Origin of the sequence: Enterobacter sp. A8 (assembly GCF_004296595.1) — a bacterium.
GTDB lineage: Bacteria > Pseudomonadota > Gammaproteobacteria > Enterobacterales > Enterobacteriaceae > Enterobacter > Enterobacter cloacae.
The window spans coordinates 346259-366801 of sequence record NZ_SCMF01000004.1; the positions used below are offsets into that span (position 1 = coordinate 346259).

Below are 20543 nucleotides of genomic sequence, written 5' to 3' on the forward strand. Positions count from 1 at the left end.
GCAGGTGAACAACGGAAGCAACCTGTAAACTATTCAGACAATTGTTGTCTTGACGCGGTGCAGGGCGCTAAGCAGAATCCCTGATTCGTTTTCTGACCGGAATAGTTATGCAGGCATTGCTGGAACATTTTATTACCCAGTCCGTTATGTATTCGCTTATCGCCGTTGCGCTGGTGGCGTTTCTGGAATCGCTGGCGCTGGTTGGACTGATCCTGCCTGGTACGGTGATGATGGCGGCGTTGGGCGCGTTGATTGGCAGCGGTGAGGTCAATTTCTGGCAGGCATGGCTGGCCGGTATGATCGGCTGCTTACTGGGCGACTGGATCTCCTTCTGGCTGGGCTGGCGTTTCAAGAAGCCGCTGCACCGCTGGTCTTTCATGAAGAAGAACAAAGCGTTGCTGGATAAAACTGAGCATGCGCTGCATCAGCACAGCATGTTTACGATCCTCGTCGGACGCTTTGTCGGGCCAACGCGTCCGCTGGTGCCGATGGTCGCCGGGATGCTGGATCTGCCCGTCGCAAAATTCGTTTTGCCGAACATTATCGGCTGCGTCTTCTGGCCGCCGTTCTACTTCCTGCCGGGGATCCTGGCGGGGGCGGCAATTGATATTCCTGACGATGTGCAGAGCGGTGGCTTTAAATGGTTATTGCTGGCAACAGCGCTGCTGCTATGGCTCGCTGCATGGTTGTGCTGGCGGCTATGGCGCAGCGCGAAAGCGAATGTCGATCGTCTGACGCGTTATCTGCCTCGCTCGCGCTTGCTGTGGCTGGCGCCGCTGACGCTGGGCGTTGCCGTCGTGGCGCTGATCGCGCTGATTCGCCACCCGCTGATGCCAGTGTACGGTGAGATCCTGTTGAAGGTGGTCAGCCGTTAAGGATCCCCAGCAGGTGCGACGCGCTTGCTTTGCCACTCATCAACTCTTCGGTTTCACCCTCCCAAACGATACGACCCTCCGCGATCACCACCGATCGCGGGGCGATGCGTGCGGCATCTTCAATACTGTGTGACACCATCAGCATCGTCAGCTGCTGACGCTGGCAGACCTCCTGTACCAGGGCGAGCATCTCCTGGCGCAGCGCGGGATCGAGTGCAGAGAAGGGCTCATCCAGCAGCAGTATCGGCTGCTCGCGAACCAGACAGCGAGCCAGCGCCACGCGCTGACGTTGTCCGCCAGAGAGCTCTCCGGGGAGCCGGTCAATAAACGTGGTAATGCCCATCTGCCCGGCAATCTTTTCCAGCTTCTGGCGCTGCGCGTCGTTCAGTTTCAGCCCCGGATCCATACCCAGCGCGATGTTTTGCCGCACCGTCAGATGGGTGAACAGGTTATTTTCCTGGAACAGCATCGAGACCGGACGCCTGGCGGGCGGGGTGTAGGTATGGTCGTTGTTTTCAATCATTATCGACCCGCTTGCCGGTTGCAGAAAACCGGCAATCAGATTGAGTAAGGTACTTTTCCCTGCCCCGCTTGGGCCAAGCACGGCAATCATCTCACCCGGGCGTACCGACAGGCTGAACCGCATAGGCAGGTGTTGGTAGAGCCAGGTGACATCAGTCAGTTTTAACATTGCGCCCCGGAAGTTTTTCGATAACGGTAAATAAGGCAAAGCACAGCAACAGCAGCAACAGCGCCGTGACGGCCCCCTCCTGGCTGCGGTAGGAGCCGATCTGCTGATACAACCAGTATGGCAGCGTGCGGAAATCTTCATTGCCGAAGAGCGCCACCACACCAAAATCTCCAATGGAGAGCACACAAGCGAAGGCCAGCGCCTGAGCAAGCGGGCGTTTCAGCGCGCGCAGTTCAACCACCTTTAACCGGCGCCAGCCCTGTATACCAAGCGACTGACACAGCAAAGCGTAACGGCTGTTGACGTCGCGCATGGGGTTTTCCAGCACCTTCAGCGCATAGGGAATGGCCATCAGGGCGTTGGTAAAAATCACAATTCCGTCGGCGCTTTCCGGCAGACCAACCGTACTGTTGAACAATAAAAAGAAGCCGGTTGCCAGGACGATGCCCGGCATTGCGAGGATTAACATCCCCGTCAGCTCCAGCGCTTGTCCGGCTTTGCGCGCCTGGCGAGCATAAAGTTCGCGACTGCTCCACAGCAGCATCATGGTCAGCACGACACACAATAGCCCGGCAGCCAGTGCGATGCGCAAGGATGTCCAGGTCGTCTGCCAGAGGACGGGCTGTTGCAACACGGAGACGAGGTTAAGGTTAACGCCATCGACGATGACGGCCATCAGCGGTGGCAGAAGCAACAGCAGGGCCAGTACGATCAACATCACATCCGCGATTCGGCTGTGCAGGCTGTCCTGTGGATCGCGCCAGCCTGTAATCTGATGACTGCCCGGTGGAATGGCTTTGCTCAGACGCTGACTCAGCAGGACCAGCACAAGACAGCACAGCATCTGTACCAGAGCCAGAAGCGCAGCGCGGCCGGGGTCGTAGTCGTAACTCAGCGCCTGGTAAATCGCCAGTTCGATGGTGGTCGCCTGTGGTCCACCACCAAGAGAAAGCACGGTGGCGAAACTGGCAAAACAGAGCATGAAGATCAGGGCCGCAACCGGAGGGATTTGACGGCGCAGCCATGGCCATTCGACAAAGCGGAAGAATGACCAGCCGCGCATACCCAGCTGTGCTGCAAGCTGACGCTGCTCGCCGGGGATAGCCTCCAGCGCCTGTAAAAAAAGCCGGGTCGCCATGGGCATGTTGAAAAAGATGTGCGCCAGCAGAATACCTTTGAGTCCGTAAGGGGAGAAGGTCCACTCCAGACCAAGCAGGTTAAAGAGGGCGGCCAGCCAGCCCTGACGACCATACACGCTCAGGATCCCAAATACCGCCACCAGGACGGGCAGGATCAGCGTCATGGCGCACAGTCTCAACAGCGCCTCCCTGCCGGGGAAGCGTCTGCGGTAGAGCGCCCGCGCGAGAAAAATGGCCGGGATCACCGACAGCAGGGCAGAGAGAAACGCCTGCCAGAAAGAGAACCGGATGACGTGCCAGAGATAGCTGTCGTGCCAGAGAGAGAGCAGATCACTCTCCGGCGCGTTAAACCACAATGCCAGAAAAGCGCCGAGACTGACCGCCACCATCACTACGGCGGCGAGCAGTCCGGGAAATAACCAGCCGGGAATTAGCGGCTGACGGCGCGTTGCCATTCACTTACCCATGCTGCTCGCTGCGCGGCGACCTGCTGCGGCGTAAACTCCAGCGAGGTTTGCGGTTTGGTCAGTTGCTCAAAGCCAGCAGGCAGCGTCACGTTGGTGACCGGATACATCCAGTTACCCGTTGGGATCGCATTCTGGAACGCCGGGGAGACCATGAATTTCAGGAACTTCTCGGCCAGTTCCGGCTGCTTGCTGGCGGCAGTGCGGGCAGCCACTTCCACCTGCAGATAATGACCTTCAGCGAAATCAGCGGCGGCGTAGTTGTCTTTCTTCTCGGCGATAATGTGATAAGCCGGGGAGGTGGTGTAGCTCAGCACCAGGTCGCTCTCCCCTTTCAGGAACAGGCCATAGGCTTCGCTCCATCCTTTGGTGACGGTCACGGTTTTGGCGGCCAGCTTCTGCCACGCCTCCGGCGTTTTATCACCGTATACCTTCTGCATCCACAACAGCAGGCCCAGACCCGGCGTGCTGGTGCGCGGATCTTCATAAATCACGCGCCATTTCTGGTCGCTTTCCACCAGCTCCTTCAGGCTTTTCGGCGGGTTCTTCAGCTTGTTATTGTCATAAACAAACGCAAAATATCCGTAATCGAACGGCACAAAGGTGTCGTTTTTCCAGCCGCCCGGCACGTTAACCGCATCTGCCGCTACGCCGCTTTTGGCGAACAGTTTCGTTTGCGAGGCCGCATCCAGCAGGTTGTTATCCAGGCCGAGTACCACGTCGGCCTTGCTGTTTTTACCTTCCATACGCAGACGGTTAAGCAGCGAGACGCCATCTTCCAGCGCCACGAATTTCAGTTCGCAGTTGCAGTCGGCTTCAAAGGCTTTTTTGACGACCGGGCCTGGGCCCCAGTCGGCTGAAAAGGAGTCGTAGGTGTAGACCGTCAGGACGGGTTTTGCGAAAGCAGGTAGCGCAAACAGCGCCAGCAGGGGAAGCACTTTTTTTAACACTTTGCACCTCAAGGTTGAGTGGCAAAGGATTTTGAGCGACAGCCTCAAATCCCTTCGCCGGCGTTATCCGGATCAGGTTCGACGGGTATTATCTCAGCGCACATCAGTGATGCAGCACCCCGTTGAGAACGGCGGTATTGTAATGATTTGGCGAATATTACGAAAGTGTTATGGCTCCGGTGGCGCAAACCAGGCGGATTTAAAATCAAACCAGCCCAGCGTATTCATCCGTAGCCCCCGCATACTGCGCTGACCCTGGATCATCAGCCAGTGGTGGATCAGCGGCACGATCGCCTGTTCGGCCAGCAGCGCCTGACACCAGGTGGCCAGGTTCATCTCACCCGCGCGCCACTGCGCCGCATCCTGCTGCCAGTCTCGATCGATACAGTGCTGGATCAGCGGGACTTCATACAGGTGTGAGAAGAGCGAGAAATCGAGCGGCAGGGTGAAGTTGGCGCTGTTCAGCCAGATATCGCTGGTCAGTTCCCCCTGGTGCCATTCGTCATAGCCCACTTCCCTGATGTCCAGCCGGACGCCTTCTGCAGCCAGCAGTCTGGTCATGATCCTGGCGATAAAACGGTGTTCCACGTGCTCGCGGTAGTAGGTCAGGGTGACAGACTCCAGCCCTGCCGGTTTGTCACAGTGGGCAGGCCGGGCATGATGCCAGCGAGGAAGCAACCCGTACGCCGGGAACCAGTACGTCTGATACTGTTCTTCCGCATGGTAAATCAGATTGGAAGGAGATAAGACGTGGCTGATCCATTTGCGTACCGCCTGATTGGCCCCGCGGTGGGTGCGGCTGTCAAACAGCAGGTAGTAGCAGCCCTCCTCAAGGCGGCTTTCCACCGCCTTTTCGCCCGTTGTGGGGCCTTCAAGCGTCAGCCCGGCGCTGAGCTCTTCATTGAGATCCGGTAATACCCAGACGTTCACTTCGTCGATCAGCGCCCGGTAGCCAAAATAGTCATCAAACGCGCGAATTTTTAGCTGGTTATTGGTGTTACGCGACACGGCATAGGGCCCGGTGCCAATGGGCTGGCTGGCAAAATTGTGCAGCGATTCCCACTCTCCTGGCAAAATCATTGATGGGACATACCCCAGCAGCCAGGGAAGCCATTTATCCGGCTGAGACAGTTCAATATCCAGCGTCCAGGCGGTGGGGGAGTGAACGCGCGAAATATGCGAATAAAGCGGAAGCTTGCGGGCACGCTCCAGTGAGGCGATGACATCGCGCATTTCCAGCTCGCGGCCGTGGTGAAAGTGGATGCCGGGACGTAAGAAGAAGCGCCAGTGACGTGGGGAGAGTTGCTGCCAGTGGTGCGCAATATCAGCTTCCAGTTCCCCGTTTTCCTCATTTATTCGCGTCAGGCCGCTGAATATTTGTCGCGCCATATGGGTTTCTGAGCGGCGCAAGGCCGTGCCGGGGAGCAGATTCTTCATCGGGCGATAGTAGAGCACCCGCAGAATGTGGCGGCCCTGACGAAAACTCCGCCCAAGATGGGAGACCAGCATCTGACGCACTGCGGCTTTATCGCCAACCAGTTGCACCAGCTGATCGATTCTGTCCTGTTCCAGCAGGTCTTCTGCTCGCTGTTGCTGCAAGGCCAGCCCGGTATAGAGAAAGGTCAGGCGTGAGCGTTTGCCGCGTCCCGCTTCGGCTTCCCAGTTTAACCAGCCCTGTTGCTGCATGGTGTTAAGCAGCGTGCGCATATGACGTCGGGAGCAGTTAAGGAGCTCAGCCAGTTCGTTAAGCGTGGTCTCCTGCGATTGCCCTTCGCAGCACTGCCAGAGGCGGATGAATTGTTGTTGCAGACGACCAGAAGGCATAAAAGGGGAACTCCTGACAAAAAATCAGCAATTTATTAATCCCTATATTAAGCCAATAATGATTCCCGATGAAGTGAGGAGGTACATTATGAAGAGGTCTACCGCACGTCAGTTTTATCAGCAGTACTTTTCAGCGACAAAAGGAACGTCCTGGCTGGCCCGTCAGTGTGCTGAGCAACGGCTGAAAATGTTAGAAGAACTGATGCAGTGGGACGTTACGAAACCGACCTCTTCTCGCTAACTCGCCTCGATCATGTGTGACTGAGTATTGGTGCTTATCACCCGCCAGCAAAATGTTTTTTGCTGGCTTTTTTCGTTTATTCTTTCACCCAATTCGATTCGCTTTCACAAGGACTTGCAGATGCTCTGGTTAATGACGATGGGGCGACGCCTGAACGGCGTGTATGCCGCTTTTATGCTGGTGGCCTTTATGATGGGCGTGGCGGGGGCGCTGCAGGCACCGACGCTGAGTCTTTTTCTCAGCCGGGAGGTGGGGGCGCAGCCGTTTTGGGTCGGCCTGTTTTATACCGTGAACGCCATCGCCGGGATCTTGGTGAGCCTGGGGCTGGCGAAACGATCCGACAGCCAGGGCGATCGCCGCAAGTTGATCCTATTTTGTTGCGCCATGGCTGTGGGTAACGCACTGCTGTTTGCCTTTAATCGTCACTACCTGACGCTGATCACCTGCGGCGTGCTGCTGGCCTCGCTGGCGAACACCGCCATGCCGCAGCTGTTCGCGCTTGCCCGGGAATATGCCGACAACTCGGCGCGGGAAGTGGTGATGTTTAGCTCGGTGATGCGTGCGCAGCTCTCTCTTGCATGGGTCATTGGTCCGCCGCTGGCCTTTATGCTGGCGTTGAATTACGGTTTTACCGCCATGTTTTCCATCGCTGCGGGGATTTTTGCCATTAGCCTGGCATTGATTGCCTTCGTGCTGCCGTCAGTGGCGCGTGTCGAACAGACAGCGGATAAACCCATTACTCAGGTGAGCGGCTGGCAGGATAAAAACGTCCGTATGCTGTTTATCGCCTCCACGCTGATGTGGACCTGCAACACCATGTATATCATCGATATGCCGCTGTGGATCAGCAGCGATCTGGGTCTGCCGGATAAGCTCGCGGGGATCTTAATGGGGACGGCCGCCGGGCTGGAAATTCCGGCGATGATTCTGGCGGGATACTACGTCAAACATCTCGGGAAACGCCGGATGATGCTGATAGCCGTAGCGGCCGGAGTGCTTTTTTACCTGGGGCTGATTTTCTTCCATTCACGAGAGGCGTTGCTGGCGCTGCAGCTGTTTAATGCTGTGTTTATTGGGATCGTGGCCGGGATAGGGATGCTCTGGTTCCAGGATTTAATGCCCGGGCGGGCGGGGTCGGCGACCACACTCTTTACCAACAGTATCTCCACGGGGGTAATTCTGGCGGGGGTGATTCAGGGGGCGTTGTCGCAAAGCTATGGACATGGGTCGGTGTACTGGATGATTGCACTAACGTCGATTGTCACGCTGATGCTGACCTGGCGCGTAAAAGACGTCTGATTCTGGAAGGCGCCTTCACGAAATGAAACCATTTTCTGACAGAGTTTAAGAAGACACATAGAGTGCGTGGCGGGTGCTTGAGGCTGTTTGCCTCAGGCTTTCGCAAGAGGCAAACAGTGGAGAGTCCCACATCAAAAAACTGATGGGGAGACCAACTTCACAACCAACATTGCGAGGTTAGTCTCTTCATTGCCGAAAAGCAATAAGGAGGCTGGAATGCCAAAACGTACTCTGCTGTTAGGTTTGTTTCTGATCTGTACAACGCTGTTGATCTTCACCTGGATGGTGCGTGATTCACTGTGTGAACTGCATTTCAGACAGGAGAAAACAGAGCTGGCAGCAGTGTTGGCTTACGAAGCAAAACGTTAGCGGTATGGGCGGGGAAAGTTCCCCGCCCCTCCAGAGTGGTTGAGCCTCAACGCACCCTTATCAATGGCCCGCATCGTGCGGGCCATTGCCTTTAGCCCATAAACGCAGGCTGTTTTTTCTCGTATGCGGAGATGGCGTCTTCATGCTGAAGCGTCAGGCCAATGCTGTCCAGACCGTTCAGCATGCAGTGGCGACGGAAGGCATCGATGCTGAAGCTGTAGGTCTTATCCCCGGCTTTCACCACTTCCGCTTCCAGATCCACTTCAAACGACATGCCCGGATTTGCCTTAACCAGCGCGAACAATTCATCCACTTGCTCGTCACTCAGCGTCACCGGCAGCAGCTGGTTGTTGAAGCTGTTGCCGTAGAAGATATCTGCAAAGCTCGGGGCGATCACCACTTTAAAGCCGTAATCGGTCAGCGCCCATGGCGCGTGCTCGCGTGAGGAGCCGCAGCCAAAGTTTTCCCGTGCCAGCAGAATGGAGGCGCCTTTATATTCCGGGAAATTCAGCACAAATTCCGGGTCAGGTACCTGACCTTTATCATCCAGAAAACGCCAGTCGTTAAACAGATGAGCACCAAATCCGGTGCGGGTGACCTTCTGCAAAAATTGCTTCGGGATGATCGCATCGGTATCGACGTTAGCGGCGTCCAGAGGGACAACCCGGCCTGTATGTTGGGTAAATTTCTCTGCCATGATTGTCTCCTTATTTCAGGCTGCGAATATCGGCGAAATGGCCGGTAACTGCCGCAGCGGCGGCCATCGCCGGGCTGACCAGGTGGGTGCGTCCACCGCGGCCCTGACGACCTTCAAAGTTACGGTTACTGGTGGAGGCACAACGTTCGCCCGGATTCAGGCGGTCATTGTTCATGGCCAGACACATGGAGCAGCCAGGCAAGCGCCACTCGAAGCCTGCTTCGATAAAGATCTTATCCAGGCCTTCGGCTTCCGCCTGCGCTTTTACCGGACCAGAGCCTGGCACAACCAGCGCCTGTACGCCGGGTGCCACTTTACGGCCTTTGGCGATCTCCGCCGCGGCGCGTAAATCTTCGATACGCGAGTTGGTGCAGGAGCCAATAAAGACTTTGTCGATGGTCACATCGGTCAACGGCACACCGGGTTTGAGACCCATATACGCCAGCGCTTTTTCGGCACTGGCGCGTTCGACCGGATCGGTAAATGAGGCCGGATCGGGAATAGTGTCATTCACGGAAATGACCTGACCCGGATTGGTTCCCCAGGTCACCTGCGGGGCAATCTCCTCCGCCTGCAAGGTAACAACGGTGTCAAAAACCGCGTCATCATCGGTTTTCAGGGTTTTCCAGTACGCGACGGCGTCAGCGTAATCCTGACCTTTTGGTGCGTGCAGACGCCCTTTTACATAGTTGAAGGTGGTTTCATCCGGTGCCACCAGACCTGCTTTGGCCCCCATCTCGATGGCCATATTGCACAGAGTCATACGACCTTCCATGCTCAGCGCCTGAATAGCGTCACCGCAGAACTCAACAACGTGCCCGGTGCCGCCGGCACTGCCCGTTTTACCGATGATGGCCAGCACGATGTCTTTCGCGGTGATCCCCGGCGCGGCTTTGCCTTTCACTTCAATCTTCATGGTTTTGGCTCGGCCCTGTTTCAGGGTCTGCGTAGCCAGAACATGCTCAACTTCAGAGGTGCCAATACCGAAGGCCAGTGCACCAAACGCGCCGTGCGTTGCGGTATGGGAGTCGCCGCAGACGATGGTCATGCCGGGCAGGGTGATCCCCTGCTCAGGTCCCATCACGTGAACGATACCCTGATACGGATGGTTCAGATCGTAGAGCTCGACGCCAAACTCGTTACAGTTCTTGATCAACTCCTGCATCTGGATACGCGCCATTTCGCCCGACGCATTGATATCTTTGGTCTGGGTGGAAACGTTGTGATCCATTGTCGCGAAGGTTTTACCCGGCTGACGTACCGGGCGTTTGTGCGCACGCAGCCCATCAAATGCCTGTGGGGAGGTCACTTCGTGTACCAGATGCCTGTCGATATAGAGCAGTGGGGTTTCGTTTGGTGCCTCATAGACAACGTGTGCATCAAACAATTTTTCATATAACGTCTTCGCCATGATTACACCCCTTCAGCGACATAGCGGGCAATGATGTCGCCCATTTCATCGGTACTGACTGCCGCCGTGCCGCGTGCTAAATCACCGGTACGGACGCCTTCTTCTAACGTGCGATTAATGGCGTTCTCAATTGCGGTTGCCGCATCGCCTGCATCCAGGCTGTAGCGCAGCAGCAGAGCCAGGGAGAGGATCTGCGCAATCGGGTTAGCAATGTTTTTACCTGCGATATCCGGCGCGGAGCCGCCAGCAGGCTCGTACAGGCCAAAGCCTTCTTCGTTCAGGCTCGCTGATGGCAGCATGCCCATGGAGCCGGTGATCATCGCGCACTCATCCGAGAGGATATCGCCGAACAGGTTGGAGCACAGCAGCACGTCAAACTGGGACGGATCTTTAATCAGCTGCATTGTCGCGTTATCGATGTACATATGCGACAGCTCAACGTCAGGATAATGCTTAGCAACTTCGCTGACGATCTCACGCCATAAGATGGAGGACTGCAGCACATTCGCTTTATCGATAGAGGTAACTTTATGGCGGCGTTTGCGTGCAGACTCAAAAGCGATATGGGCGATACGTTCAATTTCGAAACGGTGATAGACCTCGGTGTCGAACGCTTTCTCATGCTGGCCGCTGCCTTCACGGCCTTTTGGCTGACCGAAATAGATCCCGCCAGTCAGCTCACGCACGCACAGAATGTCGAAGCCGTTAGCGGCGATATCCGCGCGCAGCGGGCAGAACTCTTCCAGACCCTGATACAGCTTTGCCGGACGCAGGTTACTGAACAGCTTGAAATGTTTACGCAGCGGCAGCAACGCGCCGCGCTCTGGCTGCTCTGCGGGTGGCAGGTGTTCCCATTTCGGGCCACCCACGGAACCAAACAGGACTGCATCGGCGTTCTCGCAACCCTCTACCGTTGCTTTTGGCAGCGGCGTACCGTGATTATCGATAGCAATACCGCCCACGTCGTAGTGGCTGGTGGTAATTTTCATCGCAAAACGCGAGCGAACGGCTTCCAATACTTTCAGCGCCTGTGCCATCACTTCCGGGCCAATACCGTCACCCGGCAACACAGCAATATGGTAATTCTTCGACATTACACGGTTTCCTTGTTGTTCTCTTTATTCTGAGCTTTGCGTTGCAACTCTTTTTCGACTTCAGCGGCGCGCCAGATATTGTTCAGGACATGTACCATCGCTTTCGCAGAGGATTCGACGATATCGGTCGCCAGACCCACGCCGTGGAAACGACGGCCGTTATAATTGACCACGATATCCACCTGACCGAGCGCATCTTTGCCATGGCCTTTGGCCGTCAGGTCATATTTGACCAGCTCCACGTCGTATTCGGTGACGCGGTTAATCGCCTGGTAGATAGCATCGACAGGACCATTGCCGTTTGCCGCTTCCGCTTTTATCTCATCCCCGCAGGCCAGCTTGATGGATGCCGTGGCGATATCGCTGGAGCCGGACTGCACGCTGAAGTAATCCAGACGGAAATGCTCTGGCTCTTCCTGCTGTTTATTAATGAAGGCCAGTGCTTCCAGGTCGTAGTCGAACACCTGACCTTTTTTGTCGGCCAGCTTCAGGAACGCGTCGTACAACTGATCCATATTGTAATCGCTGTCCTTGTAACCCATCTCTTCCATACGATGTTTCACTGCCGCACGGCCGGAGCGGGAGGTCAGATTCAACTGAACCTGGTTCAGACCGATCGATTCCGGGGTCATGATTTCGTAGTTTTCGCGGTTTTTCAGTACGCCATCCTGGTGGATACCGGAAGAGTGCGCGAATGCGCCGGTACCGACAATCGCCTTGTTGGCGGGGATCGGCATGTTGCAAATCTGGCTGACGGTCTGGCTGGTACGCCAGATTTCATTGTGATTGATGCGGGTGTGCACGTTCATAATGTCTTTGCGCACTTTAATCGCCATGATCACTTCTTCCAGGGAACAGTTGCCTGCGCGTTCCCCGATACCGTTCATCGCACCTTCTACCTGACGGGCACCGGCGTGAACAGCGGCGATGGCGTTGCCGACGGCCAGGCCTAAATCGTCGTGGGTATGAACAGAGATAATTGCCTTATCAATGTTTGGCACACGATCATACAAGCCAGTAATGATGTTGGAGAACTCAAACGGCATGGTGTAGCCGACGGTGTCCGGGATGTTGATGGTTTTGGCCCCGGCATTAATGGCGGCTTCCACCACGCGCGCCAGATCCTCAATTGGCGTGCGGCCTGCGTCTTCACATGAGAATTCAACATCATCCGTATAGTTGCGCGCGCGTTTGACCATGTAGACCGCGCGCTCAATCACCTCGTCGAGGGTGCTGCGCAACTTGGTGGCAATGTGCATGGGGGAGGTGGCAATAAAAGTATGAATACGGAATGCTTCAGCCACTTTCAGTGACTCGGCGGCAACGTCGATGTCTTTCTCAACGCAACGTGCCAGACCACAGACGCGGCTGTTTTTGATGGTACGGGCGATGGTCTGTACCGATTCGAAATCACCCGGAGAAGAGACCGGGAAACCCACCTCCATCACGTCGACACCCATACGTTCGAGAGCCAGCGCAATCTGCAGCTTCTCTTTCACACTCAGGCTCGCCTGTAATGCCTGTTCACCGTCACGTAAAGTGGTATCAAAAATAATGACTTGCTGGCTCATGGGTTAGGTCCTTGTCAGTCTTAGGGCGCCTTGCTACGAGCATAAAAAAACCCGCGCAGTGGCGCGGGTTTTTAGTCTTACTGGTGACGATTCAACGCTGAATTTCGCCCGCCAGTCTACCGCGCATAGAGGATGCGTTTAGTAGTAGTAGACCGGTGAAACGAATGGTGCGAATCATGAATCGTGCTCCGTTAAATTCAATATGCTTTTAGTGGTACTGGATATGGGGGTTGATGTCAACCCCTGACAACAAAAACGACCCCGTTCGCACGGCGTTCCAGAGAATTTGATTTAGCTAATTGTGCTGGTTTTTATCTTTCATGCCTTTTGAAAAGTCTATTTTTGGACTGGAGATTCATCTCCGGAACGATTTAAATATAATTAGTATCAATTCAACATACGTCTGTAATGGATGAGCCCTGAGAAGAATTGTTTTTAATTTCATTGATTTATTAGTGCTGCAAATAAAAATGCAGTAAATAAAGCGTGAGCAATGATGCGAGTTTGTTAATTGTTTGGCATGGCTCACGTGAATAGTTTAATAATACTTAAGTTATCATTAACCGAAGGGCGATTGTGTATTTGTCTTGATTATGGTTTCATGCAAACCATAATGTCATTGATATCATTTATGCGGAATTTCATCTCACCATCAATGACCTGGGCGAAGTCACCCTTTTGATGATGCGCTCTTTATATTTTCCGAATTTTAAACAATTCTCTTTCGCTGGTTGTATCTGCATGGTAAATCATATTTTTCGAAATTATTACTGTAATTTGGCAAAGGGAGTTTAGCGTGACAGTGGAGCCAGGAGTGCCAGAAAATAATATTAATCAACCTCAGGGTTATAATGGGGTTAAACCTCAGTTACGCACCGTGGATCTCAATCTGTTGACCGTGTTTGACGCGGTGATGCAGGAACAGAATATCACGCGGGCAGCGCAGTCTCTGGGGATGTCGCAGCCTGCCGTCAGCAATGCGGTATCCCGGCTTAAAGTGATGTTTAATGACGAATTGTTTGTTCGTTATGGCAGGGGGATTCAACCCACGGCGCGTGCATTTCAGCTGTTTGGCTCTATCCGCCAGGCATTACAGTTGGTGCAAAATGAGCTGCCGGGATCGGGTTTTGAGCCCTTAAGCAGTGAGCGTGTTTTCCATCTTTGCGTATGTAGCCCGTTAGATAATTATTTGACGTCCGTGATCTACAATAAAGTGGAAGAAATTGCGCCCAATATTCAGCTGGTATTTAAATCTTCTCTTAATCAGAACACAGAACATCAGCTTCGATATCAGGAAACAGAATTCGTTCTGGGATACGAAGAGTTCCGTCGTCCGGAATTTTCCTGTGTGCCTCTGTTTAAAGATGAAATGGTACTGGTCGCCAGCAAAAAACATCCACGAATGAATATGCCGCTGCGCGAAAGTGATGTTTATAACGAGCAGCACGCTGTTGTTGCCCTCGACCGATACGCCTCATTTAGTCTGCCGTGGTATGACACTACGGATAAACAGGCGAGCGTGGCTTATCAGGGAATGGCCATGGTCAGCGTCTTAAATGTGGTTTCCCAGACCCATCTGGTCGCTATTGCCCCGCGTTGGCTGGCGGAGGAGTTTTCGGAACCCTTAAATCTGCAAATTCTGCCGTTGCCGCTCAAGCTCAATAGCCGTACCTGTTATCTTTCCTGGCATGAAGCCGCAGGCCGGGATAAAGGCCATCAGTGGATGGAAGAATTGCTTATTAGCATTTGCCGCCGATAAGCGCGTCAGGATAAATCACATCGGCGCGTGTGGTTTATCCTGCATATTTTTTCATTTGCGGTATTTTGTGCTGTTGTTATTTTTTCTGGCTGCTGCCAGCCTCGCAAAAATAGATGATTTCCTGAAAGGTTGCGCTTTTCAGCGATGATTTATCACCTCACGAACGAATCACAGTGGAATTAACCATATCCTCCCTGTAACGCTGCTTTTTGTGCTTCTGACCCCGTTTGCCGCGTCCTGTTTGCTAATTGCCTGCCTCAAAACGAGCGGTTAAGGTAACGATCACTCTGCAATATATAAGATTGGTTCATCACGATCGTAAGACGGTGTGGAAATGAATTCTGCAGTCCGTCTATAACAAAATGCCTGGAGGCAAAGCATGGAGATGTTGTCTGGCGCGGAAATGGTCGTCCGATCGTTAATCGATCAGGGCGTTAAGCAGGTGTTCGGCTACCCTGGAGGCGCAGTTCTGGATATTTATGATGCGCTTCATACGGTAGGCGGCATTGACCATGTTTTGGTGCGCCACGAGCAGGCGGCGGTGCACATGGCTGACGGGCTGGCGCGTGCAACGGGTGAAGTGGGCGTGGTATTGGTCACCTCCGGCCCCGGCGCGACGAACGCAATTACCGGCATTGCGACAGCCTATATGGACTCCATCCCGCTGGTCATTCTATCCGGGCAGGTCGCAACGTCACTGATTGGCTACGATGCATTTCAGGAGTGCGACATGGTGGGAATTTCACGCCCCGTTGTGAAGCACAGTTTCCTGGTGAAGCAAACCGAAGACATTCCCGGCGTACTGAAAAAAGCCTTCTGGCTGGCAGCCAGTGGGCGGCCTGGTCCTGTGGTGGTCGATCTGCCTAAAGATATTCTTAACCCGGCAAACAAGCTGCCGTATGTCTGGCCGGAAACGGTAAGCATGCGCTCCTACAACCCAACGACACAGGGCCACAAAGGCCAGATCAAACGTGCGTTACACACGCTTCTGGCGGCGAAAAAACCGGTGGTCTATGTCGGCGGCGGCGCGGTTAACTCAGCCTGTGAAGCGCAACTGCGTGAGCTGATCGAAAAACTAAACCTTCCTGTCGCCTCGTCACTGATGGGACTGGGCGCCTTCCCGGCAACGCACCGCCAGGCTCTGGGTATGTTGGGGATGCACGGTACCTATGAAGCCAACATGACGATGCATCATTCGGATGTGATCTTTGCCGTTGGCGTGCGCTTTGACGATCGCACGACCAACAATCTGGCGAAGTACTGCCCGAACGCCACCGTGCTGCATATTGATATCGATCCTACGTCTATTTCGAAAACGGTACCGGCGGATGTGCCGATCGTTGGGGATGCGCGACAGGTTCTGGAGCAAATGCTGGATCTGCTATCGCAGGAAACCCCTTCACAACCGTTGGATGAGATCCGCGACTGGTGGCAACAGATCGAGCAGTGGCGAGCACGTCAGTGTCTGAAATACGATACCCAAAGCGAAAACATTAAGCCGCAGGCGGTGATCGAAACCCTCTGGCGTCTGACGAAAGGTGAAGCCTATGTCACCTCTGATGTAGGTCAGCATCAGATGTTTGCCGCGCTTTATTATCCGTTTGATAAACCACGTCACTGGATCAACTCTGGTGGTCTGGGGACAATGGGCTTTGGGTTACCTGCCGCGCTGGGCGTGAAGCTTGCGCTGCCGAATGAAACCGTCGTTTGCGTGACAGGAGACGGCAGCATTCAGATGAATATCCAGGAACTCTCCACCGCGTTGCAATATGAACTGCCGGTCCTGGTTCTGAACCTGAATAACGGTTATCTCGGTATGGTGAAGCAGTGGCAGGATATGATCTACTCTGGCCGCCATTCTCACTCCTACATGAAATCGCTGCCGGATTTTGTTCGTCTGGCCGAAGCCTATGGTCATGTCGGGATGCGGGTGACCGAGCCGGCAGAGCTGGAAGCGAAACTTGCTGAAGCGCTTGAACACGTCAAAAATAACCGCCTTGTTTTCATGGATGTCATTGTCGATGGCACAGAGCACGTTTATCCGATGCATATTCGCGGTGGTGGTATGGACGAAATGTGGTTAAGTAAAACGGAGAGAACCTGATATGCGCCGGATATTATCTGTATTACTGGAAAACGAGTCTGGCGCACTGTCACGCGTTATTGGACTCTTTGCACAACGCGGCTACAACATTGAGAGCCTGACCGTTGCCCCTACCGAGGATCCTACGCTGTCGCGCATGACGATTCAGACCGTCGGCGACGCCAAGGTGCTTGAGCAGATCGAGAAACAGTTACACAAACTTGTCGATGTTCTGCGCGTGAGCGAACTGGGGCAGGGGGCCTATGTAGAACGTGAGGTCATGCTGGTGAAAATTCAGGCCAGTGGTTACGGCCGTGAAGAGGTTAAACGCAACGCGGATATCTTCCGTGGGCAGATTATCGACGTTACCCCTTCTTTATATACGGTTCAGCTGGTGGGAACGAGTGACAAGCTGGACGCATTCCTGGCGTCCGTAAGGGATGTAGCAAAAATTGTTGAAGTTGCGCGGTCGGGCGTTGTCGGTCTTTCGCGCGGCGAGAAAATCATGCGTTAGCAGGCAATAAGGTTCGCCTCTTTCAGCCCGGTCACCAAAGCCGGGCTTTTTTTTGCGTAATACGCCGATAACACAGATAAAAGCGGTTGCCGCGAAAGCTATTCTGCGTTTAGATGTTAAAAGATTTAACCATAACCTTGACAGGGCCATGGACTCTTTTCTTTTTTTAAGGGGCAATTGTGAAACTGGATGAAATCGCCCGGCTAGCCGGCGTGTCACGAACTACGGCCAGCTATGTGATTAACGGTAAAGCAAAGCAGTACCGTGTCAGCGACAAAACCGTTGAGAAAGTCATGGCGGTGGTTCGTGAGCACAACTACCACCCGAATGCTGTCGCAGCGGGCTTACGTGCCGGGCGCACCCGATCGATTGGTCTGGTGATCCCCGATCTGGAAAACACCAGCTACACCCGCATCGCTAACTATCTTGAACGTCAGGCTCGCCAGCGTGGCTATCAGCTCCTGATTGCCTGCTCTGAAGATCAGCCTGATAACGAAATGCGCTGTATTGAGCATCTGCTCCAGCGTCAGGTTGATGCGATCATCGTTTCGACCTCCTTGCCACCCGAGCATCCCTTCTATCAACGCTGGGCGAACGATCCGTTCCCAATCGTTGCACTGGATCGCGCCCTGGACAGAGAGCATTTTACCAGTGTCGTCGGTGCCGATCAGGATGACGCGGAAATGCTGGCCGCGGAGCTGAGAACCTTTCCGGCTGAAACCGTACTCTATCTTGGGGCGTTGCCTGAGCTCTCTGTGAGTTTCCTGCGTGAGCAAGGCTTCAGAACGGCATGGAAAGACGACCCGCGCGAGGTTCACTACCTTTATGCCAACAGTTATGAACGCGAAGCCGCTGCGCAGCTGTTCGAGAAATGGCTGGAGACGCACCCGATGCCTCAGGCGCTGTTCACTACTTCATTTGCGTTGCTGCAGGGGGTGATGGATGTCACTTTGCGTCGGGATGGTAAGCTGCCTTCCGATCTTGCTATCGCCACCTTCGGTGATAACGAACTGCTCGACTTCCTGCAATGTCCGGTCCTGGCCGTCGCGCAGCGCCATCGTGATGTGGCGGAGCGCGTGCTGGAGATCGTTCTCGCGAGCCTTGATGAACCACGTAAACCGAAGCCGGGGCTGACGCGCATCAAACGTAATCTCTACCGTCGCGGAATTTTAAGCCGCCATTAATGAAATGAGACGGGGCAGGGAAAACTGTCCCCTCTTTTTTCTGGATAATTCTGTCAAATAATTCCCGGAGAAAAATTAGGACGATTCCTTAGGAATCAGAACCTGCTATTTTTTTTATTCTTTCAGGCGTTTTAAAATGCCTTTGAAAGAACATTTATACGATTTATAAAGCCTGTCTTTGTATTGTTTTGTTACAAAGCTGCCCGGTCGATGAATATTCAGACGTTTTTCCCCTGCTCCAGCGTGCTTGCCTGCCAGCCGGTTCGTTCATTGCGCATTGTGGTGAATGTGGCGCTGTTATCCCCTGTGAATATGTCTTAAAATGCTGCCCGCGTCGCAAACTGACACTTTATATTTCGATGCGATGATATTGAGTGAGCCTTAACGCTAGTGTGCATATTCGGTTTTTTTCTTACAAATATTCATAACGTTAATTTTGCCTCGCCAGTTGTGCAGTTATTAACCAGGACTGTTTATCTCTGTAAATAGAGCCCTTTCGGGTTCGTATAGAGAGAGTCCTGGCTTGACAAGCTTTTCCCTCGCTCCGTAAACTCCTTTAGGTGGGAATTTGTGGGTTAAAGTGGTGAGGAGGGGTGAGACTGGCATGTTCCGTGGAGCAACGTTAGTCAATCTCGACAGTAAGGGGCGTTTATCGGTACCAACCCGATACCGCGACCAGCTGATCGAGAACGCTTCGGGTCAACTGGTTTGCACCATTGACATCAACTCCCCCTGCCTGCTGCTTTACCCTTTACCTGAATGGGAAATTATTGAGCAAAAGCTGTCGCGACTGTCGAGCATGAACCCACAGGAACGCCGCGTGCAGCGGTTGTTATTGGGGCATGCCAGTGAGTGTCAGATGGATAGTGCAGGGCGATTACTGATTGCGCCTGTGCTGCGGCAGCATGCCGGTCTGACCAAAGAAGTGATGCTGGTCGGTCAGTTCAACAAGTTTGAACTGTGGGACGAAACGACCTGGTATCAACAGGTCAAGGAAGATATCGACGCTGAGCAGTCTGATTCCGCTACCTTGTCGGAACGGCTGCAGGACTTGTCTCTATAAATATGATGGAAAATTATAAACATACAACGGTGTTGCTGGATGAGGCCGTCAACGGCCTGAATATTCGTCCGGACGGCATCTACATTGATGGCACTTTTGGTCGCGGTGGCCACTCGCGTTTGATCCTCTCCCAGCTTGGAGCGGAAGGACGTCTGCTGGCAATTGATCGCGATCCGCAGGCGATAGCTGTTGCGCAAACCATCGATGACCCACGCTTTTCCATCGTGCATGGACCTTTCTCTGCGCTGGCGGATTACGTTGCTGAGCGCGGCCTGACGGGCAAGATCGACGGGATTCTTCTCGATCTTGGCGTCTCTTCACCCCAACTTGATGATGCTGAACGCGGCTTCTCCTTTATGCGCGACGGCCCGCTGGACATGCGCATGGATCCCACGCGCGGTCAGTCTGCCGCCGAGTGGTTACAGACCGCAGATGAAGCCGATATCGCCTGGGTGATCAAAACCTTTGGCGAAGAACGTTTTGGCAAGCGCATCGCGCGCGCCATTGTTGAGCGCAATCGTATTGAGCCGATGACCCGCACGAAAGAGCTGGCCGAGGTGATTGCGGCGGCAACACCGGTGAAGGATAAACACAAACACCCCGCGACCCGTACCTTCCAGGCGGTTCGCATCTGGGTAAACAGTGAACTGGAGGAAATAGAGCTGGCGCTAAAAAGCTCGCTCGACGTGCTGGCCCCGGGAGGGCGGTTGTCCATCATCAGCTTCCATTCGCTGGAGGACCGTATTGTGAAACGCTTTATGCGTGAACAAAGCCGCGGTCCACAGGTGCCAGCAGGGCTGCCGATGACGGAAGAACAACTCAGGAAGCTGGGTGGCCGTCAGTTGCGAGCATTAGGCAAGTTGATGCCGGGCGAAGAAGAGGTGGCAGAGAATCCACGCGCCCGTAGTTCAGTGCTGCGTATTGCAGAGAGGACGAACGCATGATCGGCAGAGTGACAGAGACCCTAAGCAAAGTTAAGGATTCGTTAGGAAGCAACGAGCGCCATGCTTTGCCTGGTGTGATCGGCGACGATCTTTTGCGGTTTGGGAAGCTGCCACTCTGCTTGTTCATTTGCATCATTGTGACGGCAGTAACGGTGGTGACGACAGCCCACCACACACGTTTATTGACTGCGCAACGCGAGCAGATGGTACTGGAACGCGATGCGCTGGATATTGAATGGCGAAACCTGATCCTTGAAGAAAACGCCCTCGGCGATCACAGCCGGGTCGAGCGGATCGCAACAGAAAAGCTGCAATTGCAGCATGTTGATCCTTCCCAGGAAAATATCGTAGTACAAAAATAAGGGAAAACG

The 20543-nt window shown here is 54.1% G+C and carries 19 protein-coding genes and 1 riboswitch; of the genes, 11 read left to right on the plus strand and 8 right to left on the minus strand.

The annotated features are described in order from the left end of the window. The first annotated feature begins 107 nt into the window (after window positions 1–107). On the plus strand, window positions 108–875 hold the full coding sequence (locus tag EQV24_RS17310; RefSeq protein ID WP_013095552.1) for a DedA family protein: 768 nt from the start codon (window positions 108–110) through the stop codon (window positions 873–875). Here the strand turns inward: EQV24_RS17310 and thiQ are convergent. The 4 genes from thiQ to sgrR form a co-directional block, all read right to left on the minus strand. Next, window positions 865–1566 (minus strand): thiamine ABC transporter ATP-binding protein ThiQ, encoded by a 702-nt coding sequence (gene thiQ / locus EQV24_RS17315; protein WP_029882691.1) that lies wholly within the window; start codon window positions 1564–1566, stop codon window positions 865–867. The two genes, EQV24_RS17310 and thiQ, sit on opposite strands and share 11 nt — an antisense overlap. Then, window positions 1550–3160 carry a thiamine/thiamine pyrophosphate ABC transporter permease ThiP gene (thiP, locus tag EQV24_RS17320; protein WP_130626876.1) on the minus strand — a complete coding sequence of 537 codons (1611 nt, stop codon included), beginning with the start codon at window positions 3158–3160 and terminating at the stop codon, window positions 1550–1552. Before thiP ends, thiQ begins: the two co-directional genes overlap by 17 nt. Continuing rightward, window positions 3136–4119: a thiamine ABC transporter substrate binding subunit gene (thiB, locus tag EQV24_RS17325; protein ID WP_130626877.1), complete on the minus strand. Its 984-nt coding sequence runs from the start codon at window positions 4117–4119 to the stop codon at window positions 3136–3138. Before thiB ends, thiP begins: the two co-directional genes overlap by 25 nt. Before the next feature lie 31 nt (window positions 4120–4150). Further along, window positions 4151–4251: riboswitch (TPP riboswitch) on the minus strand. A 36-nt stretch (window positions 4252–4287) separates the two neighbouring features. Continuing rightward, window positions 4288–5943 carry an HTH-type transcriptional regulator SgrR gene (gene sgrR / locus EQV24_RS17330; RefSeq protein ID WP_130626878.1) on the minus strand — a complete coding sequence of 552 codons (1656 nt, stop codon included), beginning with the start codon at window positions 5941–5943 and terminating at the stop codon, window positions 4288–4290. Window positions 5944–6031: 88 nt separating this feature from the next. Here sgrR and sgrT point away from each other — a divergent pair, with 88 nt between their 5' ends. The 3 genes from sgrT to EQV24_RS17345 all read left to right on the plus strand — a co-directional run bounded on the left by sgrT (window position 6032) and on the right by EQV24_RS17345 (window position 7852). Beyond that, window positions 6032–6184: a glucose uptake inhibitor SgrT gene (gene sgrT, locus EQV24_RS17335; protein ID WP_013095557.1), complete on the plus strand. Its 153-nt coding sequence runs from the start codon at window positions 6032–6034 to the stop codon at window positions 6182–6184. Window positions 6185–6304: 120 nt separating this feature from the next. Then, entirely contained in the window at window positions 6305–7483 is a 1179-nt protein-coding gene (locus EQV24_RS17340; protein WP_013095558.1) for a sugar efflux transporter, read from the plus strand. A 216-nt stretch (window positions 7484–7699) separates the two neighbouring features. Then, window positions 7700–7852 (plus strand): Hok/Gef family protein, encoded by a 153-nt coding sequence (locus EQV24_RS17345; RefSeq protein ID WP_010427008.1) that lies wholly within the window; start codon window positions 7700–7702, stop codon window positions 7850–7852. 91 nt (window positions 7853–7943) lie between these two features. Here EQV24_RS17345 and leuD read toward each other — a convergent pair whose 3' ends face one another. Genes leuD through leuA form a run of 4 tightly spaced genes read right to left on the minus strand, consistent with a single transcriptional unit; the run spans window position 7944 to window position 12625 of the window. Continuing rightward, entirely contained in the window at window positions 7944–8549 is a 606-nt protein-coding gene (gene leuD, locus EQV24_RS17350; RefSeq protein ID WP_013095559.1) for a 3-isopropylmalate dehydratase small subunit, read from the minus strand. 10 nt (window positions 8550–8559) lie between these two features. After that, window positions 8560–9960 (minus strand): 3-isopropylmalate dehydratase large subunit, encoded by a 1401-nt coding sequence (leuC, locus tag EQV24_RS17355; RefSeq protein WP_013095560.1) that lies wholly within the window; start codon window positions 9958–9960, stop codon window positions 8560–8562. A 2-nt stretch (window positions 9961–9962) separates the two neighbouring features. Further along, the gene (leuB, locus tag EQV24_RS17360) at window positions 9963–11054 is read right to left on the minus strand and encodes a 3-isopropylmalate dehydrogenase (protein WP_130626879.1); all 1092 of its coding nucleotides are present in this window, start codon (window positions 11052–11054) and stop codon (window positions 9963–9965) included. Continuing rightward, on the minus strand, window positions 11054–12625 hold the full coding sequence (leuA, locus tag EQV24_RS17365) for a 2-isopropylmalate synthase (RefSeq protein WP_013095562.1): 1572 nt from the start codon (window positions 12623–12625) through the stop codon (window positions 11054–11056). The genes leuB and leuA overlap by 1 nt, the downstream gene beginning before the upstream one ends. Before the next feature lie 814 nt (window positions 12626–13439). Here leuA and leuO point away from each other — a divergent pair. From leuO to ftsL, 7 genes are all read left to right on the plus strand, one after another. After that, on the plus strand, window positions 13440–14384 hold the full coding sequence (gene leuO / locus EQV24_RS17375; RefSeq protein WP_130626880.1) for a transcriptional regulator LeuO: 945 nt from the start codon (window positions 13440–13442) through the stop codon (window positions 14382–14384). A 379-nt stretch (window positions 14385–14763) separates the two neighbouring features. Further along, window positions 14764–16488 (plus strand): acetolactate synthase 3 large subunit, encoded by a 1725-nt coding sequence (ilvI, locus tag EQV24_RS17380; RefSeq protein WP_013095564.1) that lies wholly within the window; start codon window positions 14764–14766, stop codon window positions 16486–16488. A gap of 1 nt (window position 16489) precedes the next feature. Further along, complete coding sequence (ilvN, locus tag EQV24_RS17385) at window positions 16490–16981, plus strand: acetolactate synthase small subunit (RefSeq protein ID WP_008501994.1); 492 nt, start codon at window positions 16490–16492, stop codon at window positions 16979–16981. A 179-nt stretch (window positions 16982–17160) separates the two neighbouring features. Then, a complete protein-coding gene (gene cra, locus EQV24_RS17390; protein WP_013095565.1) occupies window positions 17161–18165 on the plus strand; it encodes a catabolite repressor/activator in 1005 nt (334 codons plus the stop codon). A 604-nt stretch (window positions 18166–18769) separates the two neighbouring features. Beyond that, entirely contained in the window at window positions 18770–19228 is a 459-nt protein-coding gene (gene mraZ / locus EQV24_RS17395; protein WP_014830641.1) for a division/cell wall cluster transcriptional repressor MraZ, read from the plus strand. A gap of 2 nt (window positions 19229–19230) precedes the next feature. Further along, window positions 19231–20172 carry a 16S rRNA (cytosine(1402)-N(4))-methyltransferase RsmH gene (gene rsmH, locus EQV24_RS17400; protein WP_013095568.1) on the plus strand — a complete coding sequence of 314 codons (942 nt, stop codon included), beginning with the start codon at window positions 19231–19233 and terminating at the stop codon, window positions 20170–20172. Beyond that, on the plus strand, window positions 20169–20534 hold the full coding sequence (ftsL, locus tag EQV24_RS17405; protein WP_008501989.1) for a cell division protein FtsL: 366 nt from the start codon (window positions 20169–20171) through the stop codon (window positions 20532–20534). The genes rsmH and ftsL overlap by 4 nt, the downstream gene beginning before the upstream one ends. Window positions 20535–20543 lie beyond the last annotated feature (9 nt).